The following is a 15,698-nucleotide window of genomic DNA, read 5'->3' as shown; positions in this document are numbered from 1 at the left end:
ACATATATTATATAAAAAATGAAAAGATGGTGCAAGGCTATTAAAGCAATCAGAGTATGTTAAAATGGGAATGAGATGGAATTTTTAAATTAGGTAATTCATAAAGCTGAAGGGAGTCATACATGCGTAAATATAAAGTGATCTTATTTGATTTAGACGGGACTCTCTCTGATCCGAAGGTTGGCATTACGAGGTCTGTTCAATATGCTCTTCAGGAGTTGGGGAAGGCTGCGCCTAATGTCGATCAGTTGGAGTGCTTTATCGGACCACCTTTGCAGCTTTCATTTACTGAATATTGTCATTTTGATGAGGCTACTACCATAAGGGCGATTGAGTATTATCGGGAAAGGTTTAAGGACGTAGGGATGTTTGAAAACGAGTTGTATCCACATATTCCGGAGCTACTAAAGTCGTTAAAGGAACAAAACTTCTCGTTGGTCGTAGCAACCTCAAAGCCTACAGTTTTTGCTGAGAGAATTCTTGCCTATTTTAAAATAGACCATTATTTTGATCATATTATCGGAAGTCACTTAGATGGAACCCGATCCTCCAAAGCTGAGATTATTCAACATATAGTCGACTTATATAGGGAATATGAGTTAGCTGATTTTGTCATAGTAGGAGATCGAAAGCATGACGTGATTGGAGCGAATGAAACGGGCATTTCATCAATCGGAGTAACGTATGGTTACGGCTCGTATGAAGAATTAAGTGATTCAAGACCCACCTATATTGTGGATGGTGTAGGGAAGCTAGAAGAGATTTTACTTGGCAGGTTTATTAAGTTAGTTAGTGAATAAATGGTCAGCTTATCTTGTTTTATCCTATTTCACGGGATGTATATACAAAAAGGCTTAGGTATCACCTAAACCTTTTCCATTGCAGAGTGAACAAAGCTACTAATTAGTGAGCTCTTAAAATTGATCAGGAAATTGCTTAATAATGCCTTGAGTAAGTGCATCAGCCATCACGATTATATGGTCCTCACCTTTATCAAATGCAATAATATCCGCATCCCAATCCTTATGAATTCTTGCTACAACACCTTCTGTAACGAGTTGTAAATGCATATGTAGCAATTCCTTTAATGTCTCATTGGTCCAATTTGGATTGGCGCTGCTGAGGAACTGAGCGATATTATCCGCATTTTTATACCATTCTGTATTAAATTTTTTAAGATCCTCTTGGTTACCGCTTTTTGCTGCTTCAACTATATTTCCAGCTATGAGGATGTGCTCTCTTAATAACTCAGTCAGCTTGTTACCGGCATCCTCTCCATAGTATGGCTCGATGGCATTCCCTAAATCTTCTTGATTTTGCAATAACCTTGCTAACACCTTATCCGTATCTTCCAATTCTGCTAGGGCACTTACGTAATAATTTCGAGTCCATACCGTATGGTCAATCCAGAGTTTTCTTAAGTCTTCCTTTAATTTTACTGCAGGTTGGCTACTACACTGATTTTGTTCACTAGCCCTCTCTTGTGCTCCAGCTTCTGTAGTGGAAAAGATCAAAGCAAAGCACATAAACAATAGCGTTACATTGATTAGTCTTTTTTTCAAAAGGAACCCTCCTTAAATTATGAATAGCATTGGATGTTTCATTAGTATGAGATTTATTAACTGATTTTACTCAGGAAAGATACGAGGAGTATAAGACTACAGCTACCGAAGTCGAGAGCTGATTGTTCGGGGAAAGTAAAGAAGTAATTATATAAAGAAAAGTAAGGAGAACCGAATGTCACATATGGAGATGGTTTTAGTTGTCAGTGTATCAATCATTAGAGATGATGAAGTGTTAATGATAAAAGAAAATAAATCGACTGCTAGGGATAAATGGAACTTTCCAAGTGGACGCATCGAGTACGGTGAAGACATTCTACATGCAGCTTGTAGGGAAGTTAAAGAGGAAACTGGTTATGAAGTAGGACTGCAAGCCACAACGGGTGTCTATCAATTTATCAGCCATACCAACAATCAAATCCTGCTCTTTCATTTTACTGCTGAAATAATAGGTGGTCATCTAAATCTCCAGGAGGAAGAGATTTCAGATAGTGCTTGGGTTAAGGTATGCGATCTTGAGAAATGTAGCCATGAAGGATTACGAGAGCCAAAAGTGATCATGCAGATAATCGACAACTTAATAAAAGAAAAGTTATACTCAATAAATCTATTTAACAAGCAGATCCTTTAGAAGATATGAAGAATGTGGAGGATAGAAAATGAATAAAGCCCCATTAATAACAGGGAAAAGGGTGGTTTTGAGACAACCGGTAGAAAGTGATGTCAGCGATTATTTAAATGTTGAGGAAAATAAAGAATTGGTGAGAATGTATGGTGGCAATACCAAAAGCATTACACCTAAGACACTTGATAAAGCTAAAAGATTCATCAAGGCGATTGAAGCCAATGAGCTAGAATGGTGCGTGGAATACGAAGGTCGTTTAGTAGGGCAAGCAAGACTCACATTAAATGAACTGGATAATCGTGCACGCTACGCTGTGGGGTTATTTGATCCCTCCGTTTGGGGAATGGGTTTAGGAAGCGAGATTACTCACTTGATTCTGCGCTACGCATTTAAGGATTTAAGCTTGCATCGAGTTGATTTGCGAGTCCTCGAATACAATAAACGTGCGATTAAATGCTATGAAAAGTGTGGTTTTATTAAAGAAGGAATAGAACGAGAAGCCGCACTAATTGAGGGGAACTATGAAACAGATGTAATGATGAGTATCTTGAATAGAGAATATCAGTCAACCTAAGTACTTACACATGTTAATAGGATCACATAACGAAGGGAGGCTCCTTATCATGAATGCTAACGATATCTCCATTAGAAAGATGAATCACACGGACTATGAAGTAATGTCGAAATGGTTGAGTACAACAGAGGTGCTAGAATTTTATGGGGATGTGCATTCACCGTTTTCGCTTGAACAAGTGAAGGAGAAATACGAGCCGCGAGTGAATGGCGATGTGCCAGTCGTTCCTTTTATTGTTGATTTAAACAGGGAGCCGATCGCCTTTATGCAATACTATAAATTGAACACAAAACAGTTTAAAGATAATACATATCACCCAAGCGATCATGTATATGGGATTGACCAATTCATTGGGGAACCTCACCTTTTTAATAAAGGAATAGGAACAATCATGGTTCGTAAGTTTATCGATTACATAGGTGAGCATACGAATGCTGATATCATCATTTTAGACCCTAACATATCAAACGTTCGGGCGATAAAATGCTATGAAAAATGTGGTTTCCGGAAAGTAAAAAAAATGAACGATGGTTGTCATTGGTTAATGGAAATAAAGATTTCTGCTTGAGAGTAAGAATAGAGAGTGTGGTAAATGGTTGGTGGGGATTACCGTTTAAATTCTAGAAAGGAATGAAGTTAATGAAACAAATAATCGCGCTTGGAGGGGGAGGGTTCTCTATGGAACCAGAGAATCCGCTGTTAGATACTTATATCCTGGATCAGTCCGGGATAATAAATCCGAAAATTTGTTTTCTTCCGACTGCTAGTGGAGATTCTGATCAGTACATCTCTCGTTTTTATAGCTTTTTTAACAAACTTGATTGCCAACCTTCCCATTTATCCTTATTTAGACCACCTACAAGAGATTTAGAAAGCTTCATTTTAGAAAAAGATATTTTTTATGTGGGCGGAGGTAACACTAAAAATTTATTGATTCTTTGGAAGGAGTGGGGGTTAGATCCGATTTTGAGAAGAGCATGGGAAGAGGGAGTTATTTTAGCTGGCCTTAGTGCAGGCTCAATTTGTTGGTTTGAAGAAGGTGTGACGGACTCCTATGGCGATAAACTTGAACCGATAAAGTGCTTAGGTCTACTAAAGGGTAGTAATTGTCCTCATTATGACGGCGAAAAAGAGAGAAGACCTGCCTATCATGAACTAGTGAAATCTAGAAAAATACAAAGTGGAATTGCTACAGATGATGGAGTGGCCATTCACTATATTGACCAAGAAATTAAGAAGATCGTTAGTTCAAGACCACAGGCTAAGGCTTATCGCGTGAGTCAGACAAATAAAAGAACAGAGATCGAACTTGAAACAGAATTTTTAGGCTCTGATTAATCACTGAATGAGGAGAACGAAGATAATACGATGGAAATGAGGGATTTAGTATGGGGATTAATTTTCATAGCAAAGAAAATCAACTTTCGTATACGACTCGAAAGGCTGATCGTTCATGGGTGGAAACCGTGCAAAAGCTCCTGCCTATCAAAACGATATCTCATGCAGCTGATGTCGGTTGTGGAGGCGGGATTTATTCAAAGGCCCTATCTGACATGGGAGTCGAAAGGGTCATCGGTGTTGATTTTTCAGAAAGTAACCTTGAAGGTGCAAGAGAAAATGGTAAGGATTATACTAACGTGTCCTTTACGTATGGTCAGGCGTATGAGACTGGGTTAGAAAGTGGCTGTTATCAGATTGTGCTTGAAAGAGCTTTGATTCATCATCTTGAAGACTTAAAGGCTTGTTTTAAAGAAGGGTATCGGGTGTTAGAGAACGATGGAGTGTATCTGATTCAAGATCGAACTCCAGAGGATTGTTTGCTAGCAGGTTCAGAAACTCATATTAGAGGGTATTTCTTTGAATGCTTTCCTAAGTTAGTAGAAAGAGAGACAAAACGCAGATATACTAGCGCTTCAGTCATCGAAGCTCTTAAAGATGTAGGGTTTAAAGAGATCGAAGAGGTCACGTTATGGGAAACAAGAAACGTTTATGAGAAGAAGGAGCAGTTACTTAAAGACATAAGCGAAAGAACGGGTAGAAGCATTTTACATGAGTTAGATGATAAGGAATTAGCCTCGCTTGTTGACTATATAGACGATGCCCTAACCATAGACATGAATATCGTTGAAAAAGATCGGTGGACGATTTGGAAGGCTGTTAAGTAGATGGAAATTAGATTAGCAGGGAAAGAGGACTTAGAGGGAGTGGTACTTCTATTAAATGAGGTTACCTTGGATTTACAAAAAAGAGGGATTCTTCAATGGGAGTACCCGTGGGACGAAAAAGCCCTTTTCAAACAGCAGCAGTCTGAGAGCTTATATGTGGTGGTAGGAGATGAAGAAATAATTGGGACTTTTTGTTTGAGTGAAATAGATTCAATCAATGATTTAGTTGTGGATAAAGGGAGTAAATATTTAGCACAACTTGCGATTATTCCTGCCTTTCAAGGGAGGAATGTAGGCTCCTCGATAACCAAGTTTGCGTTTGATGTGGCAGAAAAAGTAAATAAATCGCTGTATTTAGACTGTTGGGCTGGCAACGGTAAATTAAGAGCGTTTTATACAAAAAATGGATTAACTTGCCTTGGTAACTTTAAAGAGGCCGATTATTTCATTAGCGTGTTTAGGTATAACTAAATAAGTGGGGCCAAAGCTTTTTGAGGGGCATCTGGAGCATTATCAACTAGTTTTCTTATATAATGACCAGTTGATCCAACTCAGAATTAAAAAGCTCCCCGTAGAAGGGGGGGTTGGGAGTCTAGGTATCCTTGTACTTCTATTTTTTATTCCGATTCTTACATATGTCACTTATTACTTTATGGAATTTAGAAGAGGGAGAAGTATGCCTACACGTAGGTAAGGGTGGATGAGAAGGTAGGAACAAGCTTTCTAAAGCATGCTTGCAGGAGGTCACATAATTGATCAAGAATGAATGAATTAGGGAAGTGGAAATTAAGGGGAGGATAGCATGCTTAAAACAATTAACATGCAAGAGCGGATGGATCATTATCAGGTAGCTGGTTTAAGTGTAGCGCATATTCATAATAGACATATCAATCTAGAAAGCTACGGACTGTTGGAAGCTGGGAGCACTATATGTGTAGACGACAACACGTTGTTTAATACCTGTTCAATTAGCAAATTTTTAACGGGGATGCTTGTGGTGATTTTAGCTGAGAAAGGATTAGTTGATGTAGATGAGGATGTGAATGAAAGGCTAACCTCATGGAAAGTACCAACAAATAATTGGACGGAAGTGAAGCCCGTTTCTTTACGGAATTTGCTCAGTCATCAATCTGGAATAATCGACCCTGAAGGTAGCTTCTCCCCTTTAAATGTAGCTGGGGACATCCCTTCAATGGTTCAATTATTAGAGGGGAAGACTCCTTATTGTAACGAACCAATTGAAGTGAAGTATGAACCAGAGAGCGAATTTCACTATTCTGATGCAGGTTTTTGCATCATTGAACAGCTACTAGAAGATGTAACTGGTAAGTCATTTGCAGAACTCATGCAAGAATACGTATTTAAACCACTAGAGATGAGAAATAGTACATATGAAATGAATGGATCAGAGATAAATAGCGAAATGGTTTCAACTGGGCACAACAAAAAAGGAGAGGTCGTAGAAGGTAGCTATCCGGTTTATCCTTATCCCGCCGCATCAGGACTATGGTCAACCTCATCAGATTTAGCCAAGGTAGTTGTGGAACTGATGAATGCCCTCCATGGAGAAAGTAAGCTAGGTCTTTCGGCAAGGGCAGCAAAAGAGATGATTTCCGCCCAAGCTGGCAAGGAGTGGTGTGGATTAGGTGTATTTCTGAATGGTTCGGAAAATGAAGTGGAAATGTCATCACTCGGTTGGGGAATAGGCTTTCAATGTATGCTTGTAGCAAGACCTTATACAGGACATGGTTTAGTCGTGATGACAAATACAGATCTAGGTGTTCATCAATTAAAAGGAATTATTGGTGAGGTATATCAAGCGTATAGTTCTTAAAGATAGAGGTCATATCATACGAGTTTAGGGGGAATGCAAATGATTTTTGAGATGACGAATCAGTTTCGTGTTAAAAATATAAACGAGGGACAAATTTGGTACGAGATTCTATTAAATAAAAAGCCTGATTTTATTCCTCATCAGGGTTTTGCAGAGTGGGAGATCCTCCCTGGTTGCTGGTTACAACTAGCAGAAGGCATGACAAATGAAGGGAATGGTCCTCTGCGTTTAGGCGTTACTGATATCGAAGCTGAACGGGATCGGATTAGAAAGAGACTTAATATTGATCATTTTGAGATCCACTCAAGACCAGAAGTACCAGTCAAATGGGCCACATTTGCAGACCCATGGGGGAATCGTCTTGGCTTCTTTGAATATAGGAAGAAAGAAGAGGAACAAGCTCGTATGAAAACGATACTTGGAATATAAGTAAAAAATGAGAGGATGTTAAACATGCCGTACATTAACATTAAAATTACTAAAGAAGAAACCCCCGTAACGACTGAACAAAAGCAACAACTTATTGAAGGTGCAACGACCTTACTTCAGGAGGTGTTAGGGAAAAACCCTAAAACAACGGTTGTCGTGATTGATGAGATTGACATGGAGAATTACGGTCTTGGTGGGGAGAGTATTAAGGAAAGAAGAAAACGAGGGGAATAGTTAACAAAGGTGAAAGGGTTAAGCCGTCACAATGACGGCTTTTTTCTGTATGAGCAGTTGGAAAACAAACGATAAGCATTAATAATGTGGAATGGGAGATTTGGTTTTAGGAGTAAGTACTGTAGTTTTCTCCATTTCTCCTTGGTAACAAAGTGAAGGTTGGGTAAATACCATTTTCCTTACATTCATTAAAAGGGTTAGAAGGGAGGCGTGTTACATGACGCAAGAGATGCATGTAAAGGTTAGGGATGTGAATCTATTTGCTAAGTTGGTGGGAGAGCATCAGGGTAAACCGACTGTGATTATGGATGCTGGATACGGCGATGATTCATCCGTGTGGAAGTCAATGATCATGGATGTAGCTGAGTTTGTCAATGTACTCGTTTATGATCGAGCTGGTCTTGGAAAAAGCGACAAAAGTTCGAATGAGCGGACGAGTCTAGAGATGGTAAAAGAATTAAACGAACTTCTTTATCATATGAATCTTGCTCCACCATACCTATTAGTAGGGCATTCATTTGGTGGAGTTAATATGAGATTGTATGCAACAAACTATCCTGACGAGGTGTGTGGTCTCGTCTTAGTGGACGCTACACCAGAAGACTACAGAGAACGCTTTCTCCCAACGATGTCACAAGAGTTTCAACAAGCCTACGCCAAACAATTTACACTCGAATGTAATTATGATGAATTTATCAAAAGCTTAAAACAGATTAAAGAATCCAGACAGAGGTTACAGATCCCTTTAATCGTTCTTTCAGCGGGTAATAAAGCACATTACACAAAAGCAAATCAAGTGCTGTGGAATGACATGCAACAAGAGATGGCAACTCACTCATCAAAAGGCGAATTTATTCTTGCAGAAAAGAGCGCTCATTACATACAAAACGATGAACCTGAAGTGGTTGTGCATACGATTAAGAGGCTGATAGAGGAAATGAATTAGATGGAGCAACCAGCTTAAACAAGCAATAAGGGGATCATAAGACCATTAAAAGGATTTGGTTATCAAAAGAGCATAGAAGTGTTTTTTTGAGAGGTTAAAGCCTTCAAACTGGGAGCCTATGATGTATAATAGAGAACGTAGATTGCAGAAGAAATCAATCATTGAAAGTGAGTGTTCATCATGGGTCGTAAATGGAACAATATTAAGGAAAAAAAAGCAGCTAAAGATAAAAACACGAGTCGGATTTATGCGAAATTCGGTCGCGAGATTTATGTCGTGGCAAAGCAAGGTGAGCCTGATCCTGAATTGAACCAGGCATTAAAATTTGTTCTAGAGCGTGCTAAAACATATAATGTACCAAAGCATATCATCGAGCGTGCGATTGAAAAAGCAAAGGGTGGATCTGAAGAAAATTATGACGAACTTCGCTATGAAGGCTTTGGTCCAAATGGCTCGATGATCATTGTCGATGCCTTAACAAACAACGTCAACCGTACAGCTGCTGAAGTACGCGCGGCTTTTAGTAAAAACGGTGGGAATATGGGAGTCAGCGGATCTGTTGCTTATATGTTTGAAGAGACGGCTGTGATTGGTCTAGAAGGCAAAACAGCAGATGAAGCTCTTGAATTGTTAATGGAGGCAGACGTCGATGTGCGTGACATTCTTGAAGAGGACGATACAGTCATTACCTATGCCGATCCAACTCAATTCCACGCTGTCCTAGAAGCATACAAGCAAGCTGGAGTTTCAGATTTTACGGTGGCAGAAATTACGATGCTCGCTCAAAGTGAAGTCGAGCTTTCCGAGGAAGACCTAGAACAGTTCGATAAGATCATGGATACGCTAGAAGATTTAGAAGATGTTCAACAGGTTCATCATAATGTTGATTTAGGAGAATAATAGTAAGGTAGAACAAGTCTCATCCTTAGGGGTGAGGCTTTTTATTTTAGTTCCAGCCGCTGCTCATGTTTACCTCCTTCCTCTCGGGGAATAAGGCTACATGGTACTTCAACTTAGAGGAGGCGTGTAAATTGGCTAAGACAATTTTGATTACCGGAGCAGCAACAGGACTTGGTAAAGGAACAGCAATCGGTCTCGCAAAAGAAGGGCATAACGTGATTGCTACTGTTGAAATTGATGCTCAGGTAACGTCACTGAGAGAAGCAGCAAAGGCTGAAGGAGTTCATTTAGAAGTGTTTAAAATGGATATAAAGAATCCCGCTGATAGAGCGAGAATGTTACGATATGATTTTGATATATTTGTAGCAAATGCAGCGATCAATGAAGGAGGACCTCTTGGCGAAGTGCCGATGTCTATTTTTCGAGAGATCTTTGAAGTGAACGTCTTTAGTACGTTAGAGACCGCTCAATTAGCAGCACAGAAATTTGTGCGAAAAGGGTTTGGGAAAATCATTTTCATGTCGTCAATGGCAGGCACGATGGCAGGTCCATATAGTGGTTTATACGCAGCATCTAAACATGCCTTAGAAGCGATTGCAAAGTCTCTGCAAAAAGAGATGGAGCATTTCGGGATAAAAGTAGCTACGATTAATCCTGGCCCATTTGAAACAGGATTTAATGACCGCGCTGTCGAGGCGAAGTGGAAATGGTATAACGAAGACATCCATTACTCACCGGCGACAGAAATGAGAGAAAAAGACCGTCGGGTGGAGGATCAATTTGACCCAGCAGATATGATTGCGAAGATGGTTAAAGTGATTCCACAGGACTCACATAAATTCCGTACCGCCTATCCGCCAGAAACAGAAGAACAAATGAAGAAAGAAGAAGCGGAAAATTGGACCAAAGAAATATAGAGTAGTTGAAAGAGCTCCTGAGATCTGTTCAGGAGTTCTTTTGTTTTGTTAATTCCTCCTTATTTTTTCCATCCTTCAATGTTACACTTGAAGGAACAGAACATGACATTGGTGTTTTCGTAAAAGGAGTGAAGGCCCGTATGAAGAAAGATCTCAAACAAAATCTAGTCGGTATCATCCTCTTTTTTACCTTTTGTGTGATCGGAATGCTGTTTTCAGACCGTCTGCCTTTATTGACTTTTATCGGGATTGTAGGCTTAGCCGGCACAGCTTATTTTTTCTTTCGAATTGTAACAGATGCGATTGGCTTTCAGAGAGAATGACCGGGTTAATTAAATAGAATTAGTAAGGATATTGAAGTTCCACTGTTACCATCATATAAAGCCTGGTCATTGGGCATGTATTACTGGACTGTTTAAAAGAAAACTAAAATAGAGAGAAGGTTGATTTGGATGAATGAAGTGCTGCTCATCTCTCTTTTGTTTCTACTATTTTTAACGTATAAGTTTGCTAGTATTGTTAGAGACAAGGAAGTTCCTATAGACAACAGGAAAATGGCTTGGTCGCTGTACAGTGTTGCTGTGATCACGATTATTACAGTGAATGTTTTTCTTTATTAAGTAAGGTAGGAGTGTGTGAGATATGGGCATTGGCTCGATGATTGTTTTTTATATAGTTCCTGTTGTGCTTGTTGCATTAGTTATTCGTTGGATTAGACTAATCAAGGTGAATTCAGAAGAGCAGGTTCAACAGAACAAGGAAATCATTACCCTGCTTGAAGAAATAAGACAGAGGAAAGACACCCTTTGATCCAAATAAAAATTCCTATACAATAGAAGTCATTAGGGAACGTTCGACATAGTAAACATAGGGAGCGCATAGTTAAAGGGGGAGTCTTATTTATGATGGAAAAAGAGATTGATAAGAAAATAGATGCGCCACAATTCAATGGGTTTATACATACATATATCATGAAAATGAAGGGTGAGAAAAAGAGTATCCCTCAGGTTGAGATGAAAGAGGGAGCGATCTCGGCTACAGGTGGTTTTCTAGCCATTATAGTAATTAGCGCTGTTGCTGTCCTATTAGGCTTTCCAATGGTGCTAGGTCCGATGGGGGCAAGTTGTTTGCTAGTATTTGCAGCGCATGAGGGACCTTTTTCGCAGCCAAGACAGATCCTTGGCGGACATCTTATTTCAACGCTTGCAGCATTGTCGATTTGGGATATATTCGGGAGAAATCACCTTACAATCGGGATCACATTAGCCGTGATTTTGCTGTTAATGCTAGGGTTGAAAATGGTTCATCCTCCAGCTGCAGCCAGTGGAATGATCGCAATTAACACACAAGCCGGATGGGGCTTTCTTCTTACGATTATGATTGGTGCACTACTAATCGTGGTGCTATCAGTCCTTTATAATAATCTTTTCAAAGACCGGCAATATCCAAGGCAGTGGTTTTAGCAAGAGATCGTGAGCGTATCACAGCTCACTTGTTTTATTTAGAATAGTAGGGGAAAGGGGGCTGCTCATCTATGAGGACTTTTTTTGATCTGACATGGTATGGCTTCCAGGTCTTACTGGTTATGATTGTGATCTTAATCATAATAGCTGTGACGAGGAAGTTTATCAAACGAAAGCTCCCGCTCGCTCTCACCGTATTGCTGATTATTTTAGGTGGGTTTTATGTAATTGATCAAACAAGGTATACCACATTTGAGGAGCTCTTCTCTACTCAGCTGCATGAAGAAACGACAGTGGAAAGTATAACAATTACCGTGATGGATTTATCACAGTCACCCCCAGAACGAAAAGGTACGCTAACCGTAACGGACGAAACCATCCTCAAACGCCTAGTAGAAGACTTATCTGAGATTAAACTGAGGGAAGGGTCTGATCCTAGTCCTTACAAAGACTTCACGATACGAATAGTGACGACAAATGAAACAGGTGATAGGCAATTTGTAACGGAAAGTCTCTTTTTGAATATTGATCAGCATCATCTTAATCATTATGAAATTGTAAGTGACACCAATCATTTAAAAACGATTGAAGGACTTGTACGGAGCGAAGAGACCGAATGGGAGGACTAGCTAGTCATACATGTGCATGTAACTATTTATTATAATTTCTTTATTTCTGGGGCTTTGTGGAAGCGGAAACGGTAATCGGAGAATATATATGTACAGATTCAAAAATCTAGGGCTAAGAAGGGCGAGTCACAGCAACTGCTATTTTGAGTAGTTGCTCTTTTTTTGTTTTCACTCAAAAAAATAGTGAAAAAGTGAAAGTTCTACTGGAAATGATATGTTAGAATGACATGTAATTGGTAATGTGTGAAATGATATTTTCGGAGGGTCCCTATGGAATTATGGTTATTATTTTTCGTGGTGGTTCTATTATTCTCTGTGAACAGTATCTACAATCGGGTTAAGTCAACGGAGGCTAAGATCGATCGAATCGCTAAAAAGCTTGGTGTATTGAATTCTCCACTTGATGAAGAGCTATATGCGCTGTTAAAGGCAGGCAAGGATGTGGAAGCTGTGAAGTTAGCACGAGATGAGTTAGGACTTAGTTTAGTAGAAGGAAAGAAGTATGTGGATTCGTTAAAGGATGAGGCTGAATGAAAAGGGGAGTATGCTTTGAGGACCCAACGCTATGGAAGGCTGCTTGGGGAGTAGTACTTATTCTCCAACCATGGAAGGAACTGTGGGTTTGAAGATGTGGCATCCATAACAAATGAAAACGATACAAGAACCATCCTCGAAGCGTGATGAAGTCTTCTTCCTTCTTAAGAAACTCAACAGCTGTAGAGTTTCTTTTTACTAAAAAAGATAACCACGAAGATAATATGTAAAAAAATGGGTCATTTACCCTATTACAACATTCTCCTAAATCCTTATAATTAACTAAGTATTACATAATTTACCTGGTGAGGGGATAGCGAATTGAGCAAGAAATTAGTAATGGTAATTGGATCGCTTATGTTACTTTTTGTGGGAGGATGTTCTCTTTATCAGAGCGTAATAGGCAATACCGATCTGATGACAAGTTATCTAGAAGACACAGAGAGCATTACTGATGGGTATTTAATGCTGCTGAATGAGGAAGCGACGATTGAAGATGAGGAAGAGTTGACGAACTTCACAGAAGATCATGTTATCCCTACTCTCAATCAGTTACTTGCAGATTCTAATGAAGTGGAAGAGAATTACTCAGATGAACAGCTGTTAGAGGTTCATGCTCTATTGCCACAATCCTTTGAGTTATTGGTTGAAGCAAATGAAAAGTGGCTAGAAGGAAACGATGAAGCAGAAGACCTTTTTATGCAATCAGAGGAGCTTTATCTTCAATATGAAGAGAACTTAGAAAAGCTTGCATCAAAATGGGGCATTGAAATTGTCTGGGAAGATATAGAGGAATAAATGAAAGCCCCTTTGTTAGGGGCTTTTTTAGTTATACTCACAAAATTTTATAATAAAACAAGGAAATCTGATTTTAAAAGCTAATAGGGATAAGAGAATATTTACATAACAGGGGTGTGTGTATGCATACATTTTTTGAATATAACTGGCAGGTCAGAGACGAGTGGTTTACTTGGTGTAATCAACTAACCACTGAGGAGTTGCTGAAAGACCGTATTGGCGGAGTGGGGGGGATTTTGTATACACTCTTTCATGTCATTGATGTCGAGCAGAGTTGGCTTCGGGCGATTGCAGGGAAGGAGGATCTCGTCGTTCGGTTTGCTGAATACGATACTCTTGAAGGCATTAGATTCCTTTCTGATACCAATAGGAAGGAGATAAAAGAGTTTTTACCCAAGATTTTAGCTGAATCATCAAACCCATTCGTAACGGTAGATTGGGATAAAGAGAATTATAGAAAAAATGACATCCTTCATCATGTCATTGCTCATGAAATCCATCATATCGGTCAGCTTTCAGTTTGGGCCAGAGAGGTCGAAATGAAACCAATTTCAGCTGGTTTTTTAGGAAGAGATTTCACATCTATGAAATAAGAATGCTGCCTAAGTAGGAGGAGTTGAATATACGAATGACTACAAATGTTCCTAGCTTTCCTACAATAGAAACAGAGAGATTAATTCTAAGAAAAGTGACAGTTGATGATGCGGAAAGTATGTTGAAGTATTTGTCTGATCCAGACGTTATGGAATATATGGGATTAGAACCGTTTATGTCGATTGCAGATGCCTTAGGCGAGATCTCCTGGTATGAATCGATATTATCAAATAAAACGGGAATTAGATGGGGCATCACTTTAAAAGGAGAGGACAAGGTGATTGGTAGCTGCGGCTTTCTGAATACCGTTTCGAAGCATTACCGCACTGAAATTGGTATCGATTTAAGTAAAGAGCATTGGGGAGTAGGAATCGCAAGTGAGGCGATTGAAGCTGTCATAAGGTATGGCTTTTACCAGATGAACGTACAAAGAATCGAAGCGTTAATAGAACCAATGAATTTCTCCTCGCAAAAATTGTTTGAAGGACAAGGATTTATCCGGGAAGGGTTATTGAGAAAGTATGAGTATACGCGAGGAGGATTCGATGATCTTTATATTTATGCATTGTTAAAGGAAGATGTAGAGGCAGGAGGTAAATCATGATGCTAGAAATAAAAAGTCCAAAAGACCTTACATTAGTAGCGAACTTTATCGCTGAGTTAAATAAAGAGAAGGAACATCATGTCGGTTATTGCGGGATAAAAGCTGATGAATTGTTACATACGTTAGATCATGATTTCTCGGACCTGCCAATCGTTCAATCGTTCATTGCAGCGTATGATAATGGTGTACTAATTGGTGTGCTTGGGATAGACATAGATGAGACCACGAAAGTGGGGGAGCTTTGGGGACCGTTTGTTTTGCATGCTGAATGGGAAGAAATTTCTTTTAGGATGTGGAATCAATTGTTAGCACCACTTTCACATGGGGCTTTAAAAGAAGTAAAAGGGTTTTATAACCTCTCTAATTCCCGGTGTGGTCAGTTTATGGATAGGGTTGGTGCTAAGAAGGAAAAGGATCATCACTCCATTTTAAAAATCACGCGTGAGGACTATAGAAATAAAGATGTTAGGACAAACTCACTTAATGTAATGGAGTATACGAGCAACTACTATCAGTCCTTTAAAGACTTGCATCATCAAACCTTTAAGCAGGCGTACTATGGTGCGGATGAGATTATTGGAAAAGTGGATGCTGAAAATAAACTATTCATCATGATTGAGGGGGAAACATTACTTGGTTACGCCTATTGTGAGACCGAGGCTCAATTTGCAGAAGGGGACATTCATTTTATTGCGGTAAGTCCTGTTGCAAGAAACAAAGGTGTTGGAAAGGCGTTAATTAATAGATGCTTAGAGTTTATGTTTTCTTTTAACGAGTTAGATGAAATCATCCTCTGCGTCAACTCAAGCAATAAAGCCGCGCTCAGCATCTATGAACAGGCAGGATTTATTGAGCTTAATAAGCTGGTGTCTTATGAATTGAAGGTGTAA

The 15,698-nt window shown here is 39.3% G+C and carries 24 protein-coding genes; 23 read left to right on the top strand and 1 reads right to left on the bottom strand.

From position 1 onward, the window contains the following. Window positions 1-122 precede the first annotated feature (122 nt). On the top strand, window positions 123-800 hold the full coding sequence (locus tag AB3N04_RS05235) for an HAD family hydrolase (protein WP_368505053.1): 678 nt from the start codon (window positions 123-125) through the stop codon (window positions 798-800). Window positions 801-914: 114 nt separating this feature from the next. On the opposite strand, the gene AB3N04_RS05230 is transcribed toward AB3N04_RS05235, so the two are convergent. Further along, complete coding sequence (locus AB3N04_RS05230) at window positions 915-1,562, bottom strand: glycosyltransferase (RefSeq protein WP_368505052.1); 648 nt, start codon at window positions 1,560-1,562, stop codon at window positions 915-917. A gap of 175 nt (window positions 1,563-1,737) precedes the next feature. Between AB3N04_RS05230 and AB3N04_RS05225 the strand changes: the two genes are divergently transcribed. The 22 genes from AB3N04_RS05225 (at window position 1,738) to AB3N04_RS05120 (ending at window position 15,698) form a co-directional block, all read left to right on the top strand. Next, on the top strand, window positions 1,738-2,193 hold the full coding sequence (locus AB3N04_RS05225; RefSeq protein ID WP_368505051.1) for an NUDIX hydrolase: 456 nt from the start codon (window positions 1,738-1,740) through the stop codon (window positions 2,191-2,193). Window positions 2,194-2,221: 28 nt separating this feature from the next. Beyond that, the gene (locus AB3N04_RS05220) at window positions 2,222-2,761 is read left to right on the top strand and encodes a GNAT family N-acetyltransferase (protein WP_368505050.1); all 540 of its coding nucleotides are present in this window, start codon (window positions 2,222-2,224) and stop codon (window positions 2,759-2,761) included. A gap of 49 nt (window positions 2,762-2,810) precedes the next feature. Next, window positions 2,811-3,329, top strand: a complete 519-nt coding sequence (locus AB3N04_RS05215) for a GNAT family N-acetyltransferase (RefSeq protein WP_368505049.1) — start codon at window positions 2,811-2,813, stop codon at window positions 3,327-3,329. Between the two features lie 71 nt (window positions 3,330-3,400). Continuing rightward, window positions 3,401-4,099: a Type 1 glutamine amidotransferase-like domain-containing protein gene (locus AB3N04_RS05210; protein ID WP_368505048.1), complete on the top strand. Its 699-nt coding sequence runs from the start codon at window positions 3,401-3,403 to the stop codon at window positions 4,097-4,099. A gap of 50 nt (window positions 4,100-4,149) precedes the next feature. Then, window positions 4,150-4,926 carry a class I SAM-dependent methyltransferase gene (locus AB3N04_RS05205; RefSeq protein WP_368505047.1) on the top strand — a complete coding sequence of 259 codons (777 nt, stop codon included), beginning with the start codon at window positions 4,150-4,152 and terminating at the stop codon, window positions 4,924-4,926. After that, a complete protein-coding gene (locus AB3N04_RS05200; RefSeq protein WP_368505046.1) occupies window positions 4,927-5,397 on the top strand; it encodes a GNAT family N-acetyltransferase in 471 nt (156 codons plus the stop codon). Window positions 5,398-5,728: 331 nt separating this feature from the next. Further along, entirely contained in the window at window positions 5,729-6,760 is a 1,032-nt protein-coding gene (locus AB3N04_RS05195) for a serine hydrolase domain-containing protein (RefSeq protein ID WP_368505045.1), read from the top strand. A gap of 39 nt (window positions 6,761-6,799) precedes the next feature. Continuing rightward, window positions 6,800-7,189 carry a VOC family protein gene (locus AB3N04_RS05190; RefSeq protein WP_368505044.1) on the top strand — a complete coding sequence of 130 codons (390 nt, stop codon included), beginning with the start codon at window positions 6,800-6,802 and terminating at the stop codon, window positions 7,187-7,189. A 24-nt stretch (window positions 7,190-7,213) separates the two neighbouring features. After that, window positions 7,214-7,423 (top strand): 4-oxalocrotonate tautomerase family protein, encoded by a 210-nt coding sequence (locus tag AB3N04_RS05185; RefSeq protein ID WP_317120190.1) that lies wholly within the window; start codon window positions 7,214-7,216, stop codon window positions 7,421-7,423. 217 nt (window positions 7,424-7,640) lie between these two features. Then, window positions 7,641-8,369 (top strand): alpha/beta fold hydrolase, encoded by a 729-nt coding sequence (locus AB3N04_RS05180; RefSeq protein WP_368505043.1) that lies wholly within the window; start codon window positions 7,641-7,643, stop codon window positions 8,367-8,369. Window positions 8,370-8,549: 180 nt separating this feature from the next. After that, the gene (locus AB3N04_RS05175) at window positions 8,550-9,269 is read left to right on the top strand and encodes a YebC/PmpR family DNA-binding transcriptional regulator (protein ID WP_368505042.1); all 720 of its coding nucleotides are present in this window, start codon (window positions 8,550-8,552) and stop codon (window positions 9,267-9,269) included. 131 nt (window positions 9,270-9,400) lie between these two features. Beyond that, entirely contained in the window at window positions 9,401-10,186 is a 786-nt protein-coding gene (locus tag AB3N04_RS05170; RefSeq protein WP_368505041.1) for an SDR family oxidoreductase, read from the top strand. 140 nt (window positions 10,187-10,326) lie between these two features. Further along, entirely contained in the window at window positions 10,327-10,509 is a 183-nt protein-coding gene (locus AB3N04_RS05165) for a hypothetical protein (RefSeq protein ID WP_368505040.1), read from the top strand. Window positions 10,510-10,638: 129 nt separating this feature from the next. Beyond that, window positions 10,639-10,806, top strand: coding sequence for a hypothetical protein (locus tag AB3N04_RS05160; protein ID WP_368505039.1), 168 nt, complete (start codon window positions 10,639-10,641; stop codon window positions 10,804-10,806). Between the two features lie 22 nt (window positions 10,807-10,828). Then, complete coding sequence (locus AB3N04_RS05155) at window positions 10,829-10,996, top strand: hypothetical protein (RefSeq protein WP_368505038.1); 168 nt, start codon at window positions 10,829-10,831, stop codon at window positions 10,994-10,996. 92 nt (window positions 10,997-11,088) lie between these two features. Continuing rightward, the gene (locus AB3N04_RS05150) at window positions 11,089-11,649 is read left to right on the top strand and encodes an HPP family protein (protein WP_368505037.1); all 561 of its coding nucleotides are present in this window, start codon (window positions 11,089-11,091) and stop codon (window positions 11,647-11,649) included. Between the two features lie 71 nt (window positions 11,650-11,720). Beyond that, a complete protein-coding gene (locus tag AB3N04_RS05145; protein WP_368505036.1) occupies window positions 11,721-12,278 on the top strand; it encodes a hypothetical protein in 558 nt (185 codons plus the stop codon). 270 nt (window positions 12,279-12,548) lie between these two features. Then, window positions 12,549-12,812 (top strand): hypothetical protein, encoded by a 264-nt coding sequence (locus tag AB3N04_RS05140; protein WP_368505035.1) that lies wholly within the window; start codon window positions 12,549-12,551, stop codon window positions 12,810-12,812. Between the two features lie 321 nt (window positions 12,813-13,133). Continuing rightward, window positions 13,134-13,610: a hypothetical protein gene (locus tag AB3N04_RS05135; protein WP_368505034.1), complete on the top strand. Its 477-nt coding sequence runs from the start codon at window positions 13,134-13,136 to the stop codon at window positions 13,608-13,610. A gap of 122 nt (window positions 13,611-13,732) precedes the next feature. Further along, window positions 13,733-14,203 carry a DinB family protein gene (locus tag AB3N04_RS05130; protein WP_368505033.1) on the top strand — a complete coding sequence of 157 codons (471 nt, stop codon included), beginning with the start codon at window positions 13,733-13,735 and terminating at the stop codon, window positions 14,201-14,203. Between the two features lie 35 nt (window positions 14,204-14,238). Continuing rightward, window positions 14,239-14,808 carry a GNAT family N-acetyltransferase gene (locus AB3N04_RS05125; RefSeq protein WP_368505032.1) on the top strand — a complete coding sequence of 190 codons (570 nt, stop codon included), beginning with the start codon at window positions 14,239-14,241 and terminating at the stop codon, window positions 14,806-14,808. After that, entirely contained in the window at window positions 14,805-15,698 is an 894-nt protein-coding gene (locus AB3N04_RS05120; protein ID WP_368505031.1) for a GNAT family N-acetyltransferase, read from the top strand. Before AB3N04_RS05125 ends, AB3N04_RS05120 begins: the two co-directional genes overlap by 4 nt.

Origin of the sequence: Alkalihalophilus sp. As8PL (genome assembly GCF_040939795.1) — a bacterium.
GTDB lineage: Bacteria > Bacillota > Bacilli > Bacillales > Bacillaceae_D > Alkalihalophilus > Alkalihalophilus lindianensis.
The sequence above is the reverse complement of the archived record's forward strand: the minus strand, read 5'-3'. Positions and strand labels throughout refer to the sequence as shown.

Excerpts from the sequence above, each read along its gene's own strand:
- AB3N04_RS05235 (WP_368505053.1), top strand. The coding sequence starts at position 123 with ATGCGTAAATATAAAGTGATCTTATTTGATTTAGACGGGACTCTCTCT.
- AB3N04_RS05225 (WP_368505051.1), top strand. The coding sequence starts at position 1,738 with ATGTCACATATGGAGATGGTTTTAGTTGTCAGTGTATCAATCATTAGA.
- AB3N04_RS05220 (WP_368505050.1), top strand. The coding sequence starts at position 2,222 with ATGAATAAAGCCCCATTAATAACAGGGAAAAGGGTGGTTTTGAGACAA.
- AB3N04_RS05215 (WP_368505049.1), top strand. The coding sequence starts at position 2,811 with ATGAATGCTAACGATATCTCCATTAGAAAGATGAATCACACGGACTAT.
- AB3N04_RS05210 (WP_368505048.1), top strand. The coding sequence starts at position 3,401 with ATGAAACAAATAATCGCGCTTGGAGGGGGAGGGTTCTCTATGGAACCA.
- AB3N04_RS05205 (WP_368505047.1), top strand. The coding sequence starts at position 4,150 with ATGGGGATTAATTTTCATAGCAAAGAAAATCAACTTTCGTATACGACT.
- AB3N04_RS05200 (WP_368505046.1), top strand. The coding sequence starts at position 4,927 with ATGGAAATTAGATTAGCAGGGAAAGAGGACTTAGAGGGAGTGGTACTT.
- AB3N04_RS05195 (WP_368505045.1), top strand. The coding sequence starts at position 5,729 with ATGCTTAAAACAATTAACATGCAAGAGCGGATGGATCATTATCAGGTA.
- AB3N04_RS05190 (WP_368505044.1), top strand. The coding sequence starts at position 6,800 with ATGATTTTTGAGATGACGAATCAGTTTCGTGTTAAAAATATAAACGAG.
- AB3N04_RS05185 (WP_317120190.1), top strand. The coding sequence starts at position 7,214 with ATGCCGTACATTAACATTAAAATTACTAAAGAAGAAACCCCCGTAACG.
- AB3N04_RS05180 (WP_368505043.1), top strand. The coding sequence starts at position 7,641 with ATGACGCAAGAGATGCATGTAAAGGTTAGGGATGTGAATCTATTTGCT.
- AB3N04_RS05175 (WP_368505042.1), top strand. The coding sequence starts at position 8,550 with ATGGGTCGTAAATGGAACAATATTAAGGAAAAAAAAGCAGCTAAAGAT.
- AB3N04_RS05165 (WP_368505040.1), top strand. The coding sequence starts at position 10,327 with ATGAAGAAAGATCTCAAACAAAATCTAGTCGGTATCATCCTCTTTTTT.
- AB3N04_RS05160 (WP_368505039.1), top strand. The coding sequence starts at position 10,639 with ATGAATGAAGTGCTGCTCATCTCTCTTTTGTTTCTACTATTTTTAACG.
- AB3N04_RS05155 (WP_368505038.1), top strand. The coding sequence starts at position 10,829 with ATGGGCATTGGCTCGATGATTGTTTTTTATATAGTTCCTGTTGTGCTT.
- AB3N04_RS05150 (WP_368505037.1), top strand. The coding sequence starts at position 11,089 with ATGATGGAAAAAGAGATTGATAAGAAAATAGATGCGCCACAATTCAAT.
- AB3N04_RS05145 (WP_368505036.1), top strand. The coding sequence starts at position 11,721 with ATGAGGACTTTTTTTGATCTGACATGGTATGGCTTCCAGGTCTTACTG.
- AB3N04_RS05140 (WP_368505035.1), top strand. The coding sequence starts at position 12,549 with ATGGAATTATGGTTATTATTTTTCGTGGTGGTTCTATTATTCTCTGTG.
- AB3N04_RS05130 (WP_368505033.1), top strand. The coding sequence starts at position 13,733 with ATGCATACATTTTTTGAATATAACTGGCAGGTCAGAGACGAGTGGTTT.
- AB3N04_RS05125 (WP_368505032.1), top strand. The coding sequence starts at position 14,239 with ATGACTACAAATGTTCCTAGCTTTCCTACAATAGAAACAGAGAGATTA.
- AB3N04_RS05120 (WP_368505031.1), top strand. The coding sequence starts at position 14,805 with ATGATGCTAGAAATAAAAAGTCCAAAAGACCTTACATTAGTAGCGAAC.